The organism is Rhizobium sp. CCGE 510 (genome assembly GCF_000292525.1).
Lineage (GTDB): Bacteria > Pseudomonadota > Alphaproteobacteria > Rhizobiales > Rhizobiaceae > Rhizobium.
In genome coordinates, this window is the sequence record NZ_AEYF01000003.1 from 18,661 (window position 1) to 36,609 (window position 17,949).

The window sequence follows — 17,949 nt, forward strand, 5'->3', positions numbered from 1 at the left end:
GCCTCAGAGGTCTCGCGCCCGCAGCAATGCCGGAATTTCTTCTGGCGAAACCGGCTTGGAAAAACGATAGCCTTGCGCCTCCTCGCAGCGCGCGTGACGCAGGAACTCCATCTGGGCGTCGGTTTCGACGCCTTCGGCGAGAACCGAAAGCTTCAGCGTCTGCGCCAGCGAAATGACCGCCGATGCAATGGCGACGGCTGTTTTATCGCCAGGCAGGGCTTCGACCAGCGAACGGTCCATCTTCAGACGGTCGAAAGGGAAGGTCTTCAGTGCTGCCAGGCTGGAATAGCCGGAGCCGAAGTCGTCGATCGACAGGCGCACGCCGAGCGCCCGCAGCGATTCCATCATGGCGAGCGCGCGGTCGGCATCTTGCATCACCACGCTTTCGGTGACCTCCAGCTCCAGCCAGCGCGATTGCAGGCGGTGGCGCTCCAGCGCCTCGGCCACATGGGTGGCAAAATCCGGATCGGCGAATTGCTTGGTGGAGACGTTGACGGCGATCGTCAGCGGCGTCAGGCCCATATCCTGCCATTGGCGCGCCTGGCGGCAGGCCTCGTTCAGCACCCAGAGACCGAGGGGAACGATGAGGCCGGTCTCTTCAGCAAGCGGGATGAAATTGACCGGCGGCACCCTGCCCTTGGCCGGATGGTTCCAGCGCACCAGCGCCTCGATCCCGGTAATGCGGCCGGTGGCGACATCGACCTGTGGCTGGTATTGCAGGAAAAGCTGGTCGCCGGTGATCGCCTGGTGCAGTTCCTCTTGCTCGCCGAGCGGCATTCCCACAGGCGCACTGCCGCCATCGTGGTGCTGCAACGTGTTGCGGCCGAGCTCCTTGGCGCGGTACATGGCGCGGTCGGCATTGGCGAGAAGCACTTCCGAGGTGGCGCCATCGAAGGGGAAGGCGGCGACGCCGATGCTCGAAGTGACGGTGATCTCGCCGCCGTCGCTGCGGATCGGCCGGTTGATCGCCTTCTGCAACTCGCGCAGGCGACGCGTGATGCCGGCATCGTGGCTCGACTGGTGGACAAGCACGACGAGGAATTCGTCGCCGCCGAGGCGCACCACCATATCGGATGCCCTGACGCTGTTGGCCATGCGGGCGGCGGTTTCCTTCAGCACCTCGTCGCCGGCGGCGTGACCGCGGCCGTCGTTAATATCCTTGAAGTTGTCGAGATCGATATAGGCGACGGTCACCTTGCGGTTATGGCGACGGGCCTGGTCGAGGATACTGGCCAGCCGTTCCTTCAGGAAGGCACGGTTCGGCAGGCCGGTCAGATCGTCGTGATGGGCCATGAAGTGGATGCGGTCATCGACACGCTTGCGCTCGATGGCAATGCCGGCAATGTGGGTGGCGAGCGCCACCAGCGTCATCTCGTGCTCGGTCGGGCGGCGGACTTGTCTGGAATAGAGCGCGAAGGTGCCGAGCACATTATTCTGCGCGGTGGCGATCGGCGTCGACCAGCAGGAGCGGAAGCCGAACGGGGCAATCAACGCGCGGAAATCCTCCCAGAGCGGATCGCTCATCACGTCATCGACGATCACGGTCTGGCCGCGCCAGGCGGCGGTGCCGCAGGAGCCGACCTTGGGACCGATCGTGACACCATCGATCAGGCGGCTGTAGCCGCCGGGCAGGTTGGGCGCCGCGCCGTGGTAAAGTCTGGTGCCTTCGCTGTCGAGCAGCAGCACTGAGCCGTCGATATCCGTCAGTTGCTCCTCGATCATCAGCACGAGCGCCTCGAGGATCATCGGCAACGGCTCGTTGCGGGCGATCATTTCGAGCAGTTTCGCCTGACCGCGATGGAGATCCTCCTGAAGCTTGCGTTCGGTGATATCACGGGAGACGCCGATCAGGCCGATGATCTCGCCGCGATCGTTGCGCAGCGGTAACTTCGAGGTCAGCCTGCAGATCGGCCTTTTGCCGCCGGGCAGGACGTAGCTTTCCTCCATGTCGATGCGGGCTTGCCCCGTCGCCATGATCTGCTGCTCGATATCGAAATGGCGGCGAGCCGTCTCGAAATCGAACAGGTCGAAATCACGCTTGCCGGTGATCAGATCAGCGCTCTCGAGGCCGAGGCTGCTGGCGGTGACGGCATTGGCGAAGACGAAACGGCTGTCCCGATCCTTGACGTAGAGGAAATCCGGAAGTTCGTGGACGATTGCCTTGAGACGCAGGTTCTCGATGCCGTCGGAAAGGTGATGGGCGGTCGAGGCCATCATCGCCTCCGTCGCGGCGACGATGCGCCGCGTTTCGGCCGACAGGGCATCGGTCGATTCCCATCGGCTGGCACTCGGTTCCTGCATGCCGCCATTCTCCCCGGCGGGCCGAAGGCCCACACCCCGCATAATCACCCCGTAAATTTCCCTTCAAAGTAGTCCCCATTCCCTTCGGCTTGCTTAAATGAAAGGGTGAACAAGACGACAAAATCCGCGGCGATATCCTGCCGTTACCGATGGCCATAAGCGCAATTTGGGCCGCCTGCGCCAGAAAGAGACAGGCCCCCTGGCACGTTTCCTGCTATGGACATGAATGAACACGCCATGATCAGAAAGCCCTAGATGCCTTCACGCCGCGATATGCTGCTCTTTCTCGCCGCCTCAGCGGTTGCGGGCGGGGCATCGCGTGCGCTGGCCTCGCCGCGGACGGCGACAGCCGAGCCCAATCTGCGCGGGGCGATCGACGCGGCGGAATATCGCGCCATTCCCGAAAGCGGCGACCGCAAAAACCGCAACCTGGAGCAGATGATCAAACAGGCGGCGCGCGAAAACGTGCCGGTCTTCCTGCCGCCCGGCACCTACCGGATCTCCAACCTGGCCCTGCCCGACAATACGCGCATATCGGGCGTGCCCGGCGCCTCGCGGATCGTCTATACCGGCGAAGGCCAGCTGTTTTCGGCCGAGAACGTGCGCCGCATCGAGCTTTCCAATCTCGTCATCGACGGCGGCAATCGCTCGCTCGGCGACTACGCCGGCGGTCTGTTGCAATTTACCGGCGTCGACGAGGTGCTGATCGACAACTGCGAGATCGGCGGCAGCCGCAAACATGGCCTGCAGCTGGAGCGCTGCGGCGGGCGGATCGAGCGCAGCCGTATTTCCGGCGCTGCGCAATCCGGGCTTTATGCGGTCGATTCCGCCAATCTTTCGGTCACCGGCAATACGATTTCCGATTGCGGCAATGGCGGCATTCTGGTGCATCGCTGGAAGAAGGCGGAGGACGGCACAGTCGTTTCCGGCAACCGCATCTCCAACATTCGCGCCAATGACGGCGGCACCGGCGAAAACGGCAACGGCATCAATATCTTCCGTGCCGACGGGGTGATGGTGGTGAATAACCACATTTCCGACTGCGCCTTCACGGCGGTCCGCGCCAATTCGGCCTCGGACATCCAGATCAGCAGCAACCAGTGCCGGCGATCCGGCGAGACGGCGATCTATGTCGAATTCGCTTTCGAGGGCGCCGTCGTTTCCGCCAACATGATCGACGGCGCGGCAAACGGCATCTCGATCGCCAATTTCGACGAGGGCGGCAGGCTGGCAAGCGTCACCGGCAATGTCGTGCGCAACCTGACGCTGAAAGGGCCCTACCAGCACGAGGTCGGTTTCGGCATCGGCATCGCGGCGGAGGCCGATACGCTGATCTCGGGCAATGTGATCGAAGGCGCGCCGCGCTGGGGAATGCAAATCGGCTGGGGTCCCTATCTCCGCAACGTCGTCGTCAGCGGCAATGTGGTGCGCAAGGCGCCGGTGGGATGCGCCGTCTCGGTCGCAGATGGCGCCGGCACTGCCGTCATCACCGACAACATCTTCCAGGAAACCACGGAAGGCGCGGTTTTAGGCTTCCAGTGGGAGAAGAAAGTGTCGGCCGAGATGGCCGGCGGCGGCTCGCCCTATGCGCAACTGACCGTTGAGAGAAACCGCGTCTCGTGACGAGCTTCCCGACTCATGGAAATGTGCTCTATGCCGCGACCGACGTTGCTTAGTTTCGCTCGCAGATAGCATTCCTGACACGGACGTCAGCGCGGTGAGTGGTTCCTTCCCCCGCCCCTTGCTCCGTCATGCTCGGCCTTGTGCCGAGCATCTGCACCGTATCGATCAATCGCCACGGGCATAGATCCTCGGCACAAGGCCGAGGATGACGGAGGGTGGGGGCGCGATTCCGCCAAACTCGCACCGGCCGACAGCCCCCCCCGACTGGGTGCTTGTCAGGCACTCACCTCTCCTCCGGCCTGTGAAAACCGCCGCGCGGTTTGTGCAACTGAGCACTTTTTTACCGGAATTGCTTTGGCGCATCAAAAGCTTTCATCATCCCATAAGCGCCAGGGACTTCTCGCAGCCCGATCCGGCATTTACGGTCTTTGGACATATCGAGGGGATACGGTCATGCTGACAATCTACGGAGTTTATCGGTCACGCGCCTCGCGCGTCTACTGGATGGCGGAGGAGCTTGGGCTGGAGTTCCGCTCGGTGCCGGTGCTGCAGGCCAGGCGGCTCGCAGACCCGCTGGCATCAGAGGCGCCGCTCAACACCCATTCAGCGGATTTCGCCAACGTCAATCCGATGTCGCAGATCCCCAGCATCAGGGATGGCGAGCTCGTCATGCACGAGTCGCTGGCGATCAATCTCTACCTCGCCCGCAAGCATGGCGGACCGCTTTCCGGACAAACCGTCGAAGAAGACGGATTGTTGACGATGTGGTCGATCTGGGCGGCCTCGCAGGTCGAACCGGAGACGGTAAGAATCGTCCTGACCTATGATAACGGCCTGGAAAACAGCGACGAGGGCAAGCAGGTAATCGCCGCCGCCTGCCGCGCGCTGCGGCGGCCGTTCGCGGCTCTCGAAAGCCACCTTGCCGGCCGGCAGTGGATCGTCGGCGACCGCTTCACTGTTGCCGATCTCAACATCGCCGAGGTGCTGCGCTACGCCCAGAGCGAGGAGGCGGTTTTCAACGCGCATCCCAACATCAAGGCATGGATCGAGCGCTGCCAGTCTCGCCCGGCCTACAAGGCGATGCAGGCGGGCCGCAGCCAAGAGCCGGCCGAGGTCTGAGTTACCGGAACAGCGCCAGGGTACCGGCCATTTCCTCACGTATCCAGGCTTTGAAATCCCTCACCTTCTTCGGCTCGCGTGCGCTTTCGGCAGTGACGAAATAATGGCCGAAGCCGGTTCGGGCGCGAATGCCGAAGGGGGCGGCGAGCCGGCCTTCGGCGAGCGCAAAGGCGGCCAGCGTCTGCCAGGCCAGCATGACGCCCTGCCCGGCGATCGCCGCATCGAGGCAGAGCGAGGCGTCGTTGAAGACGTGGCGCGTCGCGGGTGTCGCGCCCGATAGCCCCGCCTCGCGCATCCAGACCTCCCAGGTGAACATGGCGCGGCCGTCGACGACGGCAGGCAGCGCCAGGATATCGGCAGGGTCTTGCAATCTCGCCGCCATCTCGGGAGAACAGACCGGAAAGACCTCCTGCTCCAGCAGAAGTTCGGCCTTCACATCAGGCCATTTGCCGGTGCCGACGCGGATGCCGATATCGACGTCGCAAAGTGCCGGGTTGACGAGATTGGTCGTTGCATCGAGCCGCAGCTTGATATCGGGATGACGCTCGGCAAAACGATCGAGCCGGTAGACGAGCCAGCGGGCGGCGAAAACCGGCGCCACCGAAATGGTCAGGATCGTATCGTCCTTGCGGCTTGCAATCGACACCGCCGCCGAGAGGCGGGCAAAACCCTCGTCGAGCGCCAGAAGCACCGGCCGGCCGGCTTCGGTGGCGATCATTCCCCGGGCAGTGCGCTCGAAGATCACCTGGCCAAGCTGGGCTTCGGCCTTGATCACCTGCTGGCTGACAGCACCGACCGAGACGCCGAGCTCATCGGCCGCCGCCTGCAGCGAGCCGAGACGACCGACGGCGTCGAGCGCCCTGAGGCCGTTGAGATGGATCGTGTTCAGATTCCGCATATAGTTTTTCTATAGCAGCGCCCTATTAATCTCAATTGAAAATCCGCATGGTGGAGCAGACATTACAGCCTGCGGTGACGAACCCCGCACCGCTGGAGAAAGCGAGACATGCCATGTCGTTGCTGAAGTTTTTCTTGAAGCCTGCTCTTGCCGTGAGCGGCGCGGACACTGCCCTGGCCTGGAAGCACGATCCGCTGCGGCATCCCGAGGTCGAGCGCATGTCGATGCGCGAACTTGCCGACCTGCCGCTCGAAACCGACACCGGCGTTGCCGCCGAGGCCAAACCGCCGCTGGCGAAATGCGCGTAACGGTGCAGCGGTTCGGGATAACGACATGCACAAAACAAAGGACTGAAGCGGGTCGCGTCACACGACTGACGCGACGCGCTTTGCTTGGGCGACTTGCCTCAGTCAATCGATGCCTGCCAGCAAATCACTGGACCGTCTTCCGGATCAATGCGCTCCCCGGTACGGATGAAGCCGTTGCGTTCGAGGACACGCTGCGAGGCGATGTTTCCCGCCACGGTATCGGCCGAAATGCATGTCACGCGGGGGTCGTTCCGGGCCCAATCGAGCAATTGCGCTATGGCGCGGGTGACGCATCCACGCCGCTCGCGGGTGGGCGCTACTCCATAGCCGATGTGGATTTCGCCGTTCTCAGGCATGCGGATGACGGAGCATAGTCCGACGATCTCGCCGTCCTCGACAATCATCCAGGCGGAGGGCGTGAATTCGGCGCCGACCGCGATCGCAATACTGGCCAGCATCTCGAGCACTTCCGGGGGCGCGATGGCGCTATCTGGAACCAGACGTGTATCTCCGGGCGCAGCGCCTTTCAGCAACGCGGCGAAATCATGAGCAGTGAGTTCGATGATCACATTCTTCTCGACATTGGGCGTGCGCCGCTTTGGCGCGTCAAGGCCGAGCAGCGAGACTAGAGCATTTCTTACAGATTCCGGACGCAAAACTGCTGCGCCTTTTGCTGGAACTGCTTGGCTAGTTGAAGCCGTGTCTGTCTCGCCCGCTCCGGCCGGTGCGTTCTGACTGTTTTGCGACGGCAAACAAAGGCATTCTCCTGTTAAACCCGGAACGGACCGGTGCGGATCGATACTGAAGCGGACCTGGGTGATTGTCCAGGCTTTGCAGATCGCCTGATGTGGTGTTCGCGATTGCGATGGCAGAGGGATCTGGCGATAGTTGCGAGGCTTGCCGCGCCGAATTGATCCGGCCAGCGAGGATTATCGCGAGCATCGGTGTCGGAATTTCGTTTCGCCAGCCGTCTTCAAGCCACTGCATGACGCCTTACATCTGGAGGAAGCGATGACGATTACCATTACCGCCTTTGAACGCTCGCCGGATCGCGGCCGGGGTCTGGCGCGCGACATGCGCGTTCGCTGGGCGCTCGAAGAGGCGGGGCAGCCTTACGAGGTTCGCCTTGTTTCGTTCAAGGCGATGAAGGAACCCGCGCATCTGGCACTTCATCCATTCGGGCAGATTCCGACCTATGAAGAAGGCGATCTCGCTCTGTTCGAGTCCGGGGCGATCGTGTTTCATATCGCCGAGCGTCATGCGGTCCTGCTGCCAAACGATGCCAATGCCCGGGCGCGCGCGATCGCGTGGATGTTTGCCGCACTCGACACGGTGGAGCCGCCGATCTTCGAGCGCAGCCTCGCCACGATCCTCGAGCGCGACGAACCTTGGTACGAGCAGCGCCTGCGCGTCCTCGGGGACAGCATTCGAAAACGGCTGGGGAGCCTTTCGGCTCGACTTGGTGATGCTGACTGGCTCGATGGTGCGTTCAGCGCCGGCGACTTGCTGATGGTGTCGGTGCTGCGCAGGTTGCAAGGATCTGGGATATTGGAGGAATATAAAAACCTTGCCGCCTATGTCGCCCGCGGCGAAGGGCGGCCCGCCTACAAACGTGCTTTCGCCGCGCAACTGGCGGTTTTCACCGCCGCGTCGGCCGGCTGACAAGGATCGGCTTCTGTCCGGAGCGGATGTAGTTCCAGGCTTCTGATCAATATGAGGGGATGGCGAGACAATGGCCGGCGACGTCGATGCAATTTTTGAGCGCCTCAAGCGGCTGGCTGCGGAAGCAGGTTTGCTCGATGTCGAGGAAAGCACCTCTTATGGCAACCCGGCGCTGAAGGTCGCCGGAAGGAGCTTCGTCGCGGTGAAGGACGCCGAGACGATTGTGATCTCGATCGGTCTGGACGACAAGGATCATCTGCTCGAAATGGCGCCCGATGTCTATTTCCAGACCGCGCATTATATCGGCTGGCCGCATCTGCCGGTGCGCGCCGCCGTGATCGGCGACGAGGAATTACGATTGCGGCTCATCGGCGCCTGGCTGTTCCGGGCGCCGAGGAAGCTTGCTGCCCGTTTCGGATATCAGCCCCGATCGTAGGCCAGCGCCCGCTGGACGGCCGGGCGCTGCAGCATGCGGGCGTGGTGGTCGCTCACCTTTGCGAAGCGGGCCGGATCGACGCCGTCGGACGGCAGCCAGCCGGCCATGACGAAAAGATAGGGATCGGCGAGCGAATAGGTCTCACCCATCACCCACGGGCCTTTGAACATCGTCTCTTCGATCAGGGTGAAACAATCCGCCATATTCTCAGGCACCTTCGCCTTCATCGCCTCGATTGCCGCCTGATCGTCGGCCCAGCGGGAACCGCGCGGGCGATGGGCATGGTTCACATGCACGGTCGAGCAGAGATAGCTGTTGAAGGATTGCAGCCGCGCCATTTCGAAGGCATCGCCGAGCGGCGCCAGTTTGGCGGCCGGCGCGCTTTCCGCGACAAAACCGAGGATCGCCGGTGTTTCCGTCAGCACGCCGCGCTCGGTAACAAGTGCGGGCACGCGGCCCTTCGGGTTGATCTTCAAATAATCCGGCGAACGCTGTTCGCCATTGGCGAAGCTGAGCTTCCTCGTTTCGAAGGCGAGGCCCGATTCCTCAAGGGCAATAAGGCTTGCGAGCGCGCAGGTTCCCGGCGCGTAATACAAAGTCAGCATGGTGGTCCACTCCCTTTCGGCACGTGATATAGCGCAGGGATGGGTGCGCCGGAACTGGGGAGATTGGGTTTTGTCTCTGGGTCGGGTCGCCCCTCATCCGCCTGCCGGCACCTTCTCCCCGTTCTGACGGGGAGAAGGGATTATGCCGCGCCCTCACAATCCCCCGCAAACCTCTCGCAGGGCACGTCCCCTCGCCCCGTTTACGGGGGTCCGAAGGACGGGTCGAGACGAGTGGCTCGACCCCGGTCGGGTTAGGGTGAGGGGCATCTTGCTGGCAAAAACTCGCGCCTTAACCGCAACCCGGCACGTCTTCCAGCCGGTGCCAGACCGGGATGCCGCGTTCCCTGGCGATGCGCACGTCGTTATCGGCGCCTTTGGAATCGCCCGGCAGACGAAGCACGCCTTCGCAGAGTTGCAGCAGCCGGCCGGCGACCGGGTGGAAGATCTCCTCGTAGAGCGCATCGCCGACCGACTTGCCGCCGGCGGCGTGCCAGATCGGCAGCGCCACCCATTCGCCGATCATCGGCACATGGCCGGCCGCAAACAGCGCGTGCGAGGGTTGTTCCAGCCGCTTCAGGTTGGCGGCCATTTTTTCCGGGTCATCGCCGGTTCCGGACCGATAGGGGCCGGCAATCAAAATCAACATCATCCACTCCATCGCTCCGCTTCTGCGGGAGCACTCCCGGCTTCATGCACGGGATTTCGTGAAAATGCACGATATTTCTTGAATGTCGAGTCAATTCGTGCAATATCGGGCTATTATGTTTAATTTCGTGCAAAGAACCCATGCTGACAACACAACGCAAAACCCTCATCCTCGACATATTGCGCCGTGACGGCCAGGTGGTCGCCAAGCGCGTCGCCGAGGATTTTTCTCTTTCGGAAGACACGATCCGCCGGGATCTCCGGGAAATGGCGGCGGAGGGGCTGTTGAAACGGGTGCATGGCGGCGCGATGCCGCTGGCGCCCGACCTGCCGGATTTCACCGCGCGGGCCAGCGTCTCCTCAGAGATCAAGGCCCGCCTCGGAGCTGCTGCTGCGGCGATGGTGAAGCCCGGACAGATGATCTTCCTCGACGGCGGCACGACGACGGCTGAGATCGCCCGGCACTTGCCGCGCGACATGCCGCTGACGGTGGCGACCCACAGCCCGACGATTGCCGCCGAACTCGAGCACCACCCGACGGCCGAGGTGATCCTGACCGGCGGCCGGCTCTACAAACATTCGATGGTGGCAACGGGCGCGGCAGCGGCGGCGGCGATCTCGCAGCTGCGCCCCGATCTGTTTTTCCTCGGCGTCACCGCTGCCCATCCGGTGCATGGGCTTTCCACCGGCGATTTCGAGGAGGCGGCGATCAAGCGGCATATCGCCCGCTGCTCGGCCGAGACGCATGTGCTGCTGACGGAGGAGAAGTTCGATCTCGTCTCGCCCTGCCCCGTTCTCGGAGTTTCGGAGGTGTCGGGGCTGATCGTGCCGGCGGAAATGGCGGACGAGCGGCTGAAGCCCTATCGCGATCTCAACGCCGCAATCGCCGCAACATGATGGTGCTGCGGGCCGGAGTATGCCCCACAGTGCGCGGAAAGAGGTTTGATGCAAGGGCCGCGATGAACAGCGCCAGCATGGCATAGGCCGGCGCCATGTTGCCGGTTCCGAGGGTGAGCATCGTCTGCAAGCGCGGCTGCGCCAGCGCGATGACGACGGCGAGGGCGGGCATATCGAACAGGGTTCCGGCTATTCGCGATAGTTCAGGCATGAAGGCTGTTGCGGCAAGCGCGCCATAGAGCGCCGTCAGGCGCACCGCAAGGCGCAGCGGTGCCGAGGCCGCGAGCGGGCGCGCGTTGCCATCCTCGAGGGGAACCATGAGACAGACAATGAAGGCCACCAGAAACAGGAGGGCAACGGGCAGCGCCGCCACGATAGCCGGCAGCGTCAAAGCCGCCGCATCGGCCGAGAGAAAGAGGAGGGTCGGCGTGGAGGCGACGAACCAGACGGCCACCACAGGCCCCCAGAACCAGATGAGCGACAGATAGTGAAGGCGGATGAACGTGGCTATGAAGAGCACGCCGATGGCGGTCCAGATGCAGGCGTGCTTGAGCACGCCCGATATCAACCGGATGGCCGGTTCGCAGGCGTCGGCCATATCACCGCAGCCTGACAGCTGGATAGTGAGCCAGGTGATATAATCGAGGCTCAACGCGGCGAACATGAAGATGCCGATGCCCATCAACATCCACCACAGATAGCGGCCTGCAAACATGCCCTGCCCCCACGGCTTTCAGGAGCGTGCTCACGTCGCCGCGAAGGGGCGCATCCGCGATCGCAGGACGTAGCTTCTTTTATATTAGGTAATTCTTATTTTTTAGTAACTTATATATGCGACTGGCAGTCACCCGGCCAATACCGAGGTGACATTGACATCGCCGACATGGATGCCGTTCCAATTGCGCATCGGCTTTGCAGCAAAACCCATCAAGGCCGCATGCACCTCGCCGCCCCTCTCGAAGAAACGCGCAAGCGTCGCCGCCACCATGGCTTCGGCGGCGCGGGTCGCGCCGTCCTCGCATTTCAGCGCGATGGCGATCCCCTTTTCCGGGATGGCAGCGCAGAAGACGCCCTCGGCGCCTGTTTTGGCGAAGATACGGCCGGGGGCGATCTGCATCAGCTCGGTGCAGGCCCGGCCGGAGCCCGCGACATAGAAGGGTTCGGCCATGCAGGCATCGACAAGGCGGCGGGAGGCCTTGGCGCGTGAGGATTGCAGGCCGTTGCCCGTCGTCATTTTCCCAAAACCGTGCGCAAGGCCGCGCAGAGGCACGGCATAGGTCGGAATGGAGCAGCCGTCGATGCCGCAATTATCGGTGCCGAGTGCTGCACCCGTCAGGCTTTCCATTACATCGCGAAGCTCAACTTGCAGCGGATGCTGGTAGCCGACATAACCTTTCGGATCGACGCCCTGATGGCAGCAGGCACAGACGAATCCTGCATGTTTGCCGGAGCAGTTGTTGTGCAGCGCGTTCGGCGCATCGAGCGTGCGGGCCTGATGGATGAGAGTCTTCTGGCTGGAAGACCAGTGAGCGCCGCATTCCAGCGTTTCGACATCTCGGCCGGCGCGCGCGAGCATCGAGGCTACGACCGTTACATGTTCGTCCTCGCCATTGTGCGAGGAGCAGGCGAGTGCCAGTTCCCTGTCGCCGAAACCATAGGCGTCGGCCGCACCGCTCTCGACGAGCGGCAGGGCCTGCATCGCCTTGCAGGCCGAGCGCGGGAAAACGGCGGCTTCGATATCGCCGAGCGAAAAGACCAGCTTGCCGTCGCCATCGACAACAGCCACCGAGCCGCGATGGCGGCTTTCAACGAGCAGGCCACGGGTGACTTCGACGGTGACGGGATTGGTCATGGGCTTTCATCCGGATGCTGAGGAACGAGGGAGGCATAACGCGTCATGCGGCGAAAGCCAACGGCATTCGCGCTTTGTCCCGGCTCGGGTGTCCGCGATCACAGCATCTAAGCACCCATCACACGAATTGACGGATGCGATCGAAAACTATCGTTTTTCTGATATGTCCGAAGCGGCTAAAGGTGGTGCATCAGGAACCGCCTCATGTCTTCCACCATTTCCTTGATCCTTCGCGACAGAAGGATCCGCATTCCAACCGTGACGCTCGTCGCGCTCGCCTTCACCTATGCTTCGACCGCGCCCTATCAGTCGATCATTGGGATCAACGAACTGGGCTTGAGCAACGGCACCTATTCGGCGCTGATCTTCTTCTCGGCGATCGTCAACGTGACGACGAGCCTGACGCTCGGCATCTGGTCGGATAGGCTGAAAGAGCGGCGACCGCTGGTGCTGGGGCTGTCGGTCGCCGGCATGCTCGGCTTCGGGTCGATCGCGATCTTTCACAGCCCCGCCGTCTTCATCGTTTCGACGCTGTTGCTGGTGCCGATGAGCAACTCCAGCTATTCGCTGCTGTTTGCCAGCCTGCGCGCCAGGACCAACCAGATGGATCGCGGCCAGGCGGCGGGGATCACCGCAACGGTGCGGGCGCTGTTTTCCGGCTCATGGGCGCTGGCGCCGGGGATGATCGGCCTCTATCTCGTCAACTCGCCGTCGATGACGCCGGCCTATGGAATTGCCGCCTTCGCAAGCCTCACCTGTTTCTGCCTGTATTTCTTCTTCGCGCCCGGAAACGGCACTGCCGGTCCCTCCCCCGATCAGCCCGGCTTCTTTGCATCGCTGAAGCGGATCTTCATGCCTTATGTGCTTTCGCGCGTCATCGTCATGGCGCTGCTCTTCGGGCTGCAGCGGCTCAACAGCATGCTGCTGCCGCTGATCATCACCCATGCGGCCGGCGGAAGCGTGGTCGATGTCGGCTTCATCGCCGGGTTGACGGCCTTTCTCGAAATGCCGTTCATGGTGATGTGGGGCATGGCGCAACGGCGGTTCCGTACCGTGCATGTGCTCGCCTTGGGCGCGCTGATCTACTGCTGCTACCTGCTGCTGCTCGGATTTGCCTCGGCGCCCTGGCACATCTATGCGCTGCTCCTCCTCAACGCCTGCGGAGCGGCGGCAATCCTCAGCGTGCCTATAACCTATCTCCAGGACCTGATCGCAGACCGGCCGGGTCTCGGAACCTCGCTGATCTCGCTCAATACCTTCATCGGCACTGGTATCGCCGCCGGGCTCTTCGCCTCCGGCACTGCGATCACCGATTATTCCGGAACCGCCTTCGTCGGCGCTGCCGCCGGTCTCGCATCGATCGCAACCTTGCTCTATCTCGAAAGCAGCAGGCGGCAGGCACGGCAGCCGGCTTGAAGCGCAAACGGCTTGCGAGCGGTATCGCTCAACGCGGCGTGATGCGATAGGCGCAGCGGCGGGCGCCGAGCAGGATGTGTTCGCTGCGCTCGACGTCGGCGCCGAGGGCGGTGCGGAAGGTTTCGAGTTCGGAGCGGCAGAAGCCGGCGCAGGCAGACGCGGCGGCGCAGATCGAGCAGTGGTATTCGACCAGCATGAAAGTGCCGTCCTGTTCTCGCCAGCTGTCGGCCATATAACCCTCGCGGGCGCTAACTTGGAAAATTATCCTTCGCCAGCAAAATATCGAGATCATCCCATGTCGGATATCGACCAGACCGCAACCATCCCCAACGCCAGCTCCCTCCTCCGCCTGTTCCTGCCCGAGCACCTGCCCGCAACATTGATCCTTGCCGGCGGCGTGACGCTTTATGCCGTCGAAACCTACATCATGGCGACGATCGCGCCCTCGATCGTTCGCGATATCGGCGGGCTTGCGCTGTTTTCCTGGGTCACCAGCCTGTTCGTGGCCGCAGCCGTACTCGGCTCGATCTTCGTTGCCATGCGGCCGCGGGGGATTGGCCTTCGCGGCGTCTATGTGATCGCCGCGCTGGTCTTCGGCGTCGGCAGCCTGATTGCCGCAGCTGCGCCGTCGATGCCGGTGGTGCTGATCGGACGCGCGGTGCAGGGTCTCGGAACCGGGGCGCTGGCGGCGCTTGGCTATGCCTTCATCCGCTTCGTCTATCCCGAGCCGCTATGGACGAAGGCGTCGACACTCTATGCGGCGATCTGGGGTGTGGCGACCGTCATCGGGCCGACACTCGGCGGCTTCTTCTCCGGCGGCAGCAACTGGCGCTATGCATTCATCGTGCTGGTGCCGCTCGGGCTGGTGATGGCGGTCATGGCGCCACGGCTGTTGCCCGAGGTCGAAGACGACCGCGAGCAGGCCAAGACCCCGCTGCTGCAGATCGGGCTGCTGCTTGGCGCTGTGCTGATGGTCAGCACCGCCGGCACGATCGAGACGACGGCGACGAAAATCGCTTTGATCGCGGCCTCGGTCGCCGCGGTCGGCGGCATGCTTATCATCGAGGGCCGAAGCCGCAACCGGCTGCTGCCCTCCGGCGCGGTCAGCCTTTCCAGGCCGATTGCTCGCGTCTACCTGACAATGCTCGCCATGACCGTCGTGCTCGTCAGCGACGTCTTCATCCCCTATTTCCTGCAGGTCCTGCACGGGGTGACGCCGCTCGTCTCCGGTTATCTCGTGGCGCTCGTCGCCCTCGGCTGGACGTTTTCGGCCTTCCTCAGCGGCTCGCTGGCCGGCCGGCAGGCGCGTGCGGCGATCGTTGCCGGTGCACTCATCGAGGCGGCGGCGACCGCCTGCCTCGCGATCTTCCTCGCCAGCGACAATCCGAATGCGCATGTGCTCGTCATCGTGCCGGCAGCGGCGGCCATGTTCATGATGGGCTTCGGTGTCGGGCTCGGCTGGGCGCATCTCGTTGCCATGGTCCTGACGCTCGTTGCCGACAACGAACAGGACAAGGCGTCGGCGGCGATCCCGACGATGAGTTCGCTCGGCGGCGCTTTCGGCGCCGCCTTTTCCGGCGTCATTGCCAATGGCGCCGGGCTGGTCGATCCGGGCGGCGTATCAGGAGCGCTTTCGGCGGCGCACTGGCTCTATCTGCTGATGGCGCTGCCCGGCGTGCTGGCGGTCGGCGTGTCGCTGACCTTGATGCATGTCGCCCGGAGCGCGGATAAAACGCTCAGCTGAGGCGCAGCACGATCTTGCCGACATGGCTGCCGTCTTCCATCAGCCGGTGAGCTTCGACGACCTCTTCAAAGGCAAAGACCTTGTGGATGACCGGGGCGGCGGTGCCGGCTTCCAAAAGCGGCCAGACCTCGGAGAGAAGATCGTCGCGGATGGCGCGTTTTTCTTCCGCCGTGCGCGGACGCATCGTGGAGCCGGTGACTGTCAGGCGCTTGACCATGATCGGCTGGAGATTGACCTTTTCGGCAACGGGCCCGCCGAGGAAGGCAATGATCGACAGGCAGCCGTCCTTCGCCAGCGAGGCGATGTTGCGCTCGAAATAGGAAGCGCCGATCATGTCGAGGATGATATCGACGCCGTGGCCGGTCTCAGCCTTGATCACCTCGGCGAAATCCTCGGTTCTATAGTTGATCGCGCGTTTGGCGCCGAGCTTTTCGCAGGCCTCGCATTTTTCCTTCGATCCGGCCGTGGCATAGACCTCGGCGCCGAAGGCACGGGCGAGCTGGATCGCCGTCGTGCCGATGCCGCTGGAGCCGCCATGGATCAGCACCGTCTCGCCTTCCGTAAGGCCGGCCATCTGAAAAAGATTGGCCCAGACGGTGAAGAAGGTTTCCGGAAGGGCCGCGGCCTTGACCGCGTCATAACCCTTGGGAAAAGGCAGGATCTGGCCTGCCGGCAGCAGGCAATATTCGGCATAGGCGCCACCATTGGCCAGGCCGCAGACCTTGTCGCCGAGGCGATAACCGCTGACCTCGGCACCGATCGCGACGATTTCGCCTGATAGCTCCAGGCCGAGGATCGGGCTTGCTCCCTTGGGCGCGGGATAGTTGCCTTGGCGCTGCGCGACATCGGGCCGGTTGACGCCGATCGCCTCGGCGCGCACGAGTACCTCGCCCTCACCCGGCGTGGGAAGCGGGCCTTTGCCGATCCTCATCACCTCCGGCCCGCCGAAAGACTTGAGATCGACGAAACGCATTTCCTGGGGCAGTGACATGGCGCAACCCTCCCTGAAGCATTTTTCAGGCATTCCGGATGCAAAACGGCTACACACTTTTGCTGGAAATGCTCTGCGCCAAGGAAATAAGTCAGGCCCGCCGGCTTGGGAAGACTTGATGTGGCAAGGGCGTCAATTCGCCTCGCCCACCGCAGAAATGCTACCTCGTCCTTTGTGCGTCTAAAGGAAGGTGCGGCGCTGTGGGAGGTGGAGGACGAGGCCTTCGTCGCTCTCCTATGCAGCGGCCGTGGTGCAGCCGGCGGCGCGGTCCGTCCGATCAAGTCAATGGGAAACGCGCGGAGCCCATATGCGCTCCGCGTTCATTCAATCTTGCCAATACCATCAGGCGCTTACTCAAGCGGAGCGCCGGCGCTCGGCCTCGTGGTCGGCAAACATGTCGGCGACGCATCTGCCACCGGATGGAGCGCCCTCCTCATCGAGGACCTCGGCCCGGAATTCGTTGAGCTTGCGGGCGGTATCCCACAGACGCAACGCCTCGCGAACGACCTCGCTGCTTGAGGCATAGCCGCCATTATCGACGGCAGCGCGGATGCCCGCGGCCTGTTGCGGAGAGATTGAAACGGTGACCATCGGCATGAACTTCCTCCCTTTCTCGATCGGGCAGAACCCTGCCTCTGGGGGACGCATGACCATTTTTGGTATTCTCGGCGATCTTGCCGGTCCTTAAATCGATGCCGATTAAGGAATTATGCGGTCGCGCATTCGCACTTCGGATGATCCCAGTAGGCCGGTAACCCCCCAAGTCTAATCCCCTGTCATCCGCTTGTCAAAAAGCCGGGTCACCATTCTCCACGGTTTCAACCCGGATGCCGAGACCGAAGGCAATCGTCGTGCAGCCCTGGACGATGAGATCGGCCGCCAGGAAAAGCCCGAGGATCCAGAGGCTGTTCACCGGCCAGCCGAGCACGATGACGAAACCGGCAAGGGCGGTGATGACGCCGCTGACGACGATCCAGCCCCAGCCTTTGGCCGGCTTCATGCGCCTGCCGACCCAGGTGCGGAAGACGCCGGCGATGAGAAGTGCAAGCGACAGAAACAGCGTCAGCGCCGCCGATGTCAGGATCGGGTTGATGAAAGCAGAGATGCCGGCAAGCACATAGAGCAGGCCGCTCAGCGCCCAGAACAGCACGTGATCCCAACCGCGCACCTGGAAGGCATGGACGAGATGGACGATGCCGCCAAACAGCATGAGCATGCCGACATAATAGACGGAGACAACGGTGGCGAGCATCAGATTGCCGAGCGCGACCAGACCACAGACCAGGAGCAGAATGCCGAGGCCGACGAACCAGATCCACTTCGAGCGCAGCTGGGATGTCGGTGTTCCCTCAAAGACATCGGCCATGATCCACCTCCTGCTTCAGCAATATGTTGCAGCAAATTTTCAAAGAAAGATCGGCGCCCGGCCAAATCGAGAAAGATTTTTATTGA

General features: G+C 62.8%; 18 protein-coding genes and 1 pseudogene. 8 read left to right on the forward strand and 11 right to left on the reverse strand.

The annotated features are described in order from the left end of the window. Nucleotides 1-3: 3 nt before the first annotated feature. Nucleotides 4-2,301 (reverse strand): EAL domain-containing protein, encoded by a 2,298-nt coding sequence (locus RCCGE510_RS02760; protein ID WP_007626935.1) that lies wholly within the window; start codon nt 2,299-2,301, stop codon nt 4-6. Between the two features lie 255 nt (nt 2,302-2,556). Between RCCGE510_RS02760 and RCCGE510_RS02765 the strand changes: the two genes are divergently transcribed. Both RCCGE510_RS02765 and RCCGE510_RS02770 read left to right on the forward strand, forming a co-directional pair. Next, entirely contained in the window at nt 2,557-3,924 is a 1,368-nt protein-coding gene (locus tag RCCGE510_RS02765; protein ID WP_007626937.1) for a TIGR03808 family TAT-translocated repetitive protein, read from the forward strand. Nucleotides 3,925-4,377: 453 nt separating this feature from the next. Further along, on the forward strand, nt 4,378-5,043 hold the full coding sequence (locus RCCGE510_RS02770; protein WP_007626939.1) for a glutathione S-transferase family protein: 666 nt from the start codon (nt 4,378-4,380) through the stop codon (nt 5,041-5,043). Between the two features lies 1 nt (nt 5,044). On the opposite strand, the gene RCCGE510_RS02775 is transcribed toward RCCGE510_RS02770, so the two are convergent. After that, nucleotides 5,045-5,941, reverse strand: coding sequence for a LysR substrate-binding domain-containing protein (locus tag RCCGE510_RS02775; RefSeq protein WP_007626941.1), 897 nt, complete (start codon nt 5,939-5,941; stop codon nt 5,045-5,047). A gap of 113 nt (nt 5,942-6,054) precedes the next feature. On the opposite strand from RCCGE510_RS02775, the gene RCCGE510_RS02780 reads away from it, so the two are divergent. Continuing rightward, the gene (locus tag RCCGE510_RS02780) at nt 6,055-6,249 is read left to right on the forward strand and encodes a hypothetical protein (RefSeq protein ID WP_007626943.1); all 195 of its coding nucleotides are present in this window, start codon (nt 6,055-6,057) and stop codon (nt 6,247-6,249) included. A 98-nt stretch (nt 6,250-6,347) separates the two neighbouring features. Here the strand turns inward: RCCGE510_RS02780 and RCCGE510_RS02785 are convergent, their stop codons facing one another. Continuing rightward, nucleotides 6,348-6,869, reverse strand: coding sequence for a GNAT family protein (locus RCCGE510_RS02785; RefSeq protein WP_052029468.1), 522 nt, complete (start codon nt 6,867-6,869; stop codon nt 6,348-6,350). 391 nt (nt 6,870-7,260) lie between these two features. Here RCCGE510_RS02785 and RCCGE510_RS02790 point away from each other — a divergent pair, with 391 nt between their 5' ends. Both RCCGE510_RS02790 and RCCGE510_RS02795 read left to right on the forward strand, forming a co-directional pair. Continuing rightward, nucleotides 7,261-7,911, forward strand: a complete 651-nt coding sequence (locus RCCGE510_RS02790) for a glutathione S-transferase family protein (RefSeq protein ID WP_007626953.1) — start codon at nt 7,261-7,263, stop codon at nt 7,909-7,911. Between the two features lie 70 nt (nt 7,912-7,981). Continuing rightward, entirely contained in the window at nt 7,982-8,347 is a 366-nt protein-coding gene (locus RCCGE510_RS02795; protein ID WP_007626955.1) for a hypothetical protein, read from the forward strand. On the opposite strand, the gene RCCGE510_RS02800 is transcribed toward RCCGE510_RS02795, so the two are convergent. After that, nucleotides 8,332-8,952: a glutathione S-transferase family protein gene (locus RCCGE510_RS02800; RefSeq protein ID WP_007626957.1), complete on the reverse strand. Its 621-nt coding sequence runs from the start codon at nt 8,950-8,952 to the stop codon at nt 8,332-8,334. The genes RCCGE510_RS02795 and RCCGE510_RS02800 overlap by 16 nt on opposite strands. Nucleotides 8,953-9,241: 289 nt before the next feature. Next, nucleotides 9,242-9,598 carry a hypothetical protein gene (locus RCCGE510_RS02805; RefSeq protein ID WP_003580304.1) on the reverse strand — a complete coding sequence of 119 codons (357 nt, stop codon included), beginning with the start codon at nt 9,596-9,598 and terminating at the stop codon, nt 9,242-9,244. Nucleotides 9,599-9,738: 140 nt separating this feature from the next. On the opposite strand from RCCGE510_RS02805, the gene RCCGE510_RS02810 reads away from it, so the two are divergent. Then, nucleotides 9,739-10,494 carry a DeoR/GlpR family DNA-binding transcription regulator gene (locus tag RCCGE510_RS02810; protein WP_007626962.1) on the forward strand — a complete coding sequence of 252 codons (756 nt, stop codon included), beginning with the start codon at nt 9,739-9,741 and terminating at the stop codon, nt 10,492-10,494. Here RCCGE510_RS02810 and RCCGE510_RS02815 read toward each other — a convergent pair. Continuing rightward, nucleotides 10,469-11,209: a hypothetical protein gene (locus tag RCCGE510_RS02815; protein ID WP_007626964.1), complete on the reverse strand. Its 741-nt coding sequence runs from the start codon at nt 11,207-11,209 to the stop codon at nt 10,469-10,471. The genes RCCGE510_RS02810 and RCCGE510_RS02815 overlap by 26 nt on opposite strands. Before the next feature lie 129 nt (nt 11,210-11,338). Next, a complete protein-coding gene (locus tag RCCGE510_RS02820) occupies nt 11,339-12,346 on the reverse strand; it encodes an asparaginase (RefSeq protein WP_007626966.1) in 1,008 nt (335 codons plus the stop codon). 204 nt (nt 12,347-12,550) lie between these two features. Between RCCGE510_RS02820 and RCCGE510_RS02825 the strand changes: the two genes are divergently transcribed. Further along, nucleotides 12,551-13,762, forward strand: a complete 1,212-nt coding sequence (locus tag RCCGE510_RS02825) for an MFS transporter (protein WP_007626968.1) — start codon at nt 12,551-12,553, stop codon at nt 13,760-13,762. Between the two features lie 28 nt (nt 13,763-13,790). On the opposite strand, the pseudogene RCCGE510_RS02830 reads toward RCCGE510_RS02825, so the two are convergent. Beyond that, nucleotides 13,791-14,006, reverse strand: a pseudogene (locus tag RCCGE510_RS02830) (MarR family transcriptional regulator); the annotation flags it as partial. A 51-nt stretch (nt 14,007-14,057) separates the two neighbouring features. Here RCCGE510_RS02830 and RCCGE510_RS02835 point away from each other — a divergent pair. Further along, a complete protein-coding gene (locus RCCGE510_RS02835; RefSeq protein ID WP_007626971.1) occupies nt 14,058-15,506 on the forward strand; it encodes an MFS transporter in 1,449 nt (482 codons plus the stop codon). On the opposite strand, the gene RCCGE510_RS02840 is transcribed toward RCCGE510_RS02835, so the two are convergent. The 3 genes from RCCGE510_RS02840 to RCCGE510_RS02850 form a co-directional block, all read right to left on the reverse strand. Next, nucleotides 15,499-16,497 carry an NAD(P)H-quinone oxidoreductase gene (locus RCCGE510_RS02840; RefSeq protein WP_007626972.1) on the reverse strand — a complete coding sequence of 333 codons (999 nt, stop codon included), beginning with the start codon at nt 16,495-16,497 and terminating at the stop codon, nt 15,499-15,501. The two genes, RCCGE510_RS02835 and RCCGE510_RS02840, sit on opposite strands and share 8 nt — an antisense overlap. Nucleotides 16,498-16,851: 354 nt before the next feature. Beyond that, the gene (locus tag RCCGE510_RS02845) at nt 16,852-17,094 is read right to left on the reverse strand and encodes a type II toxin-antitoxin system ParD family antitoxin (RefSeq protein WP_007626974.1); all 243 of its coding nucleotides are present in this window, start codon (nt 17,092-17,094) and stop codon (nt 16,852-16,854) included. A 190-nt stretch (nt 17,095-17,284) separates the two neighbouring features. Continuing rightward, entirely contained in the window at nt 17,285-17,863 is a 579-nt protein-coding gene (locus RCCGE510_RS02850) for an HdeD family acid-resistance protein (RefSeq protein ID WP_007626976.1), read from the reverse strand. Between the last annotated feature and the right edge of the window lie 86 nt (nt 17,864-17,949).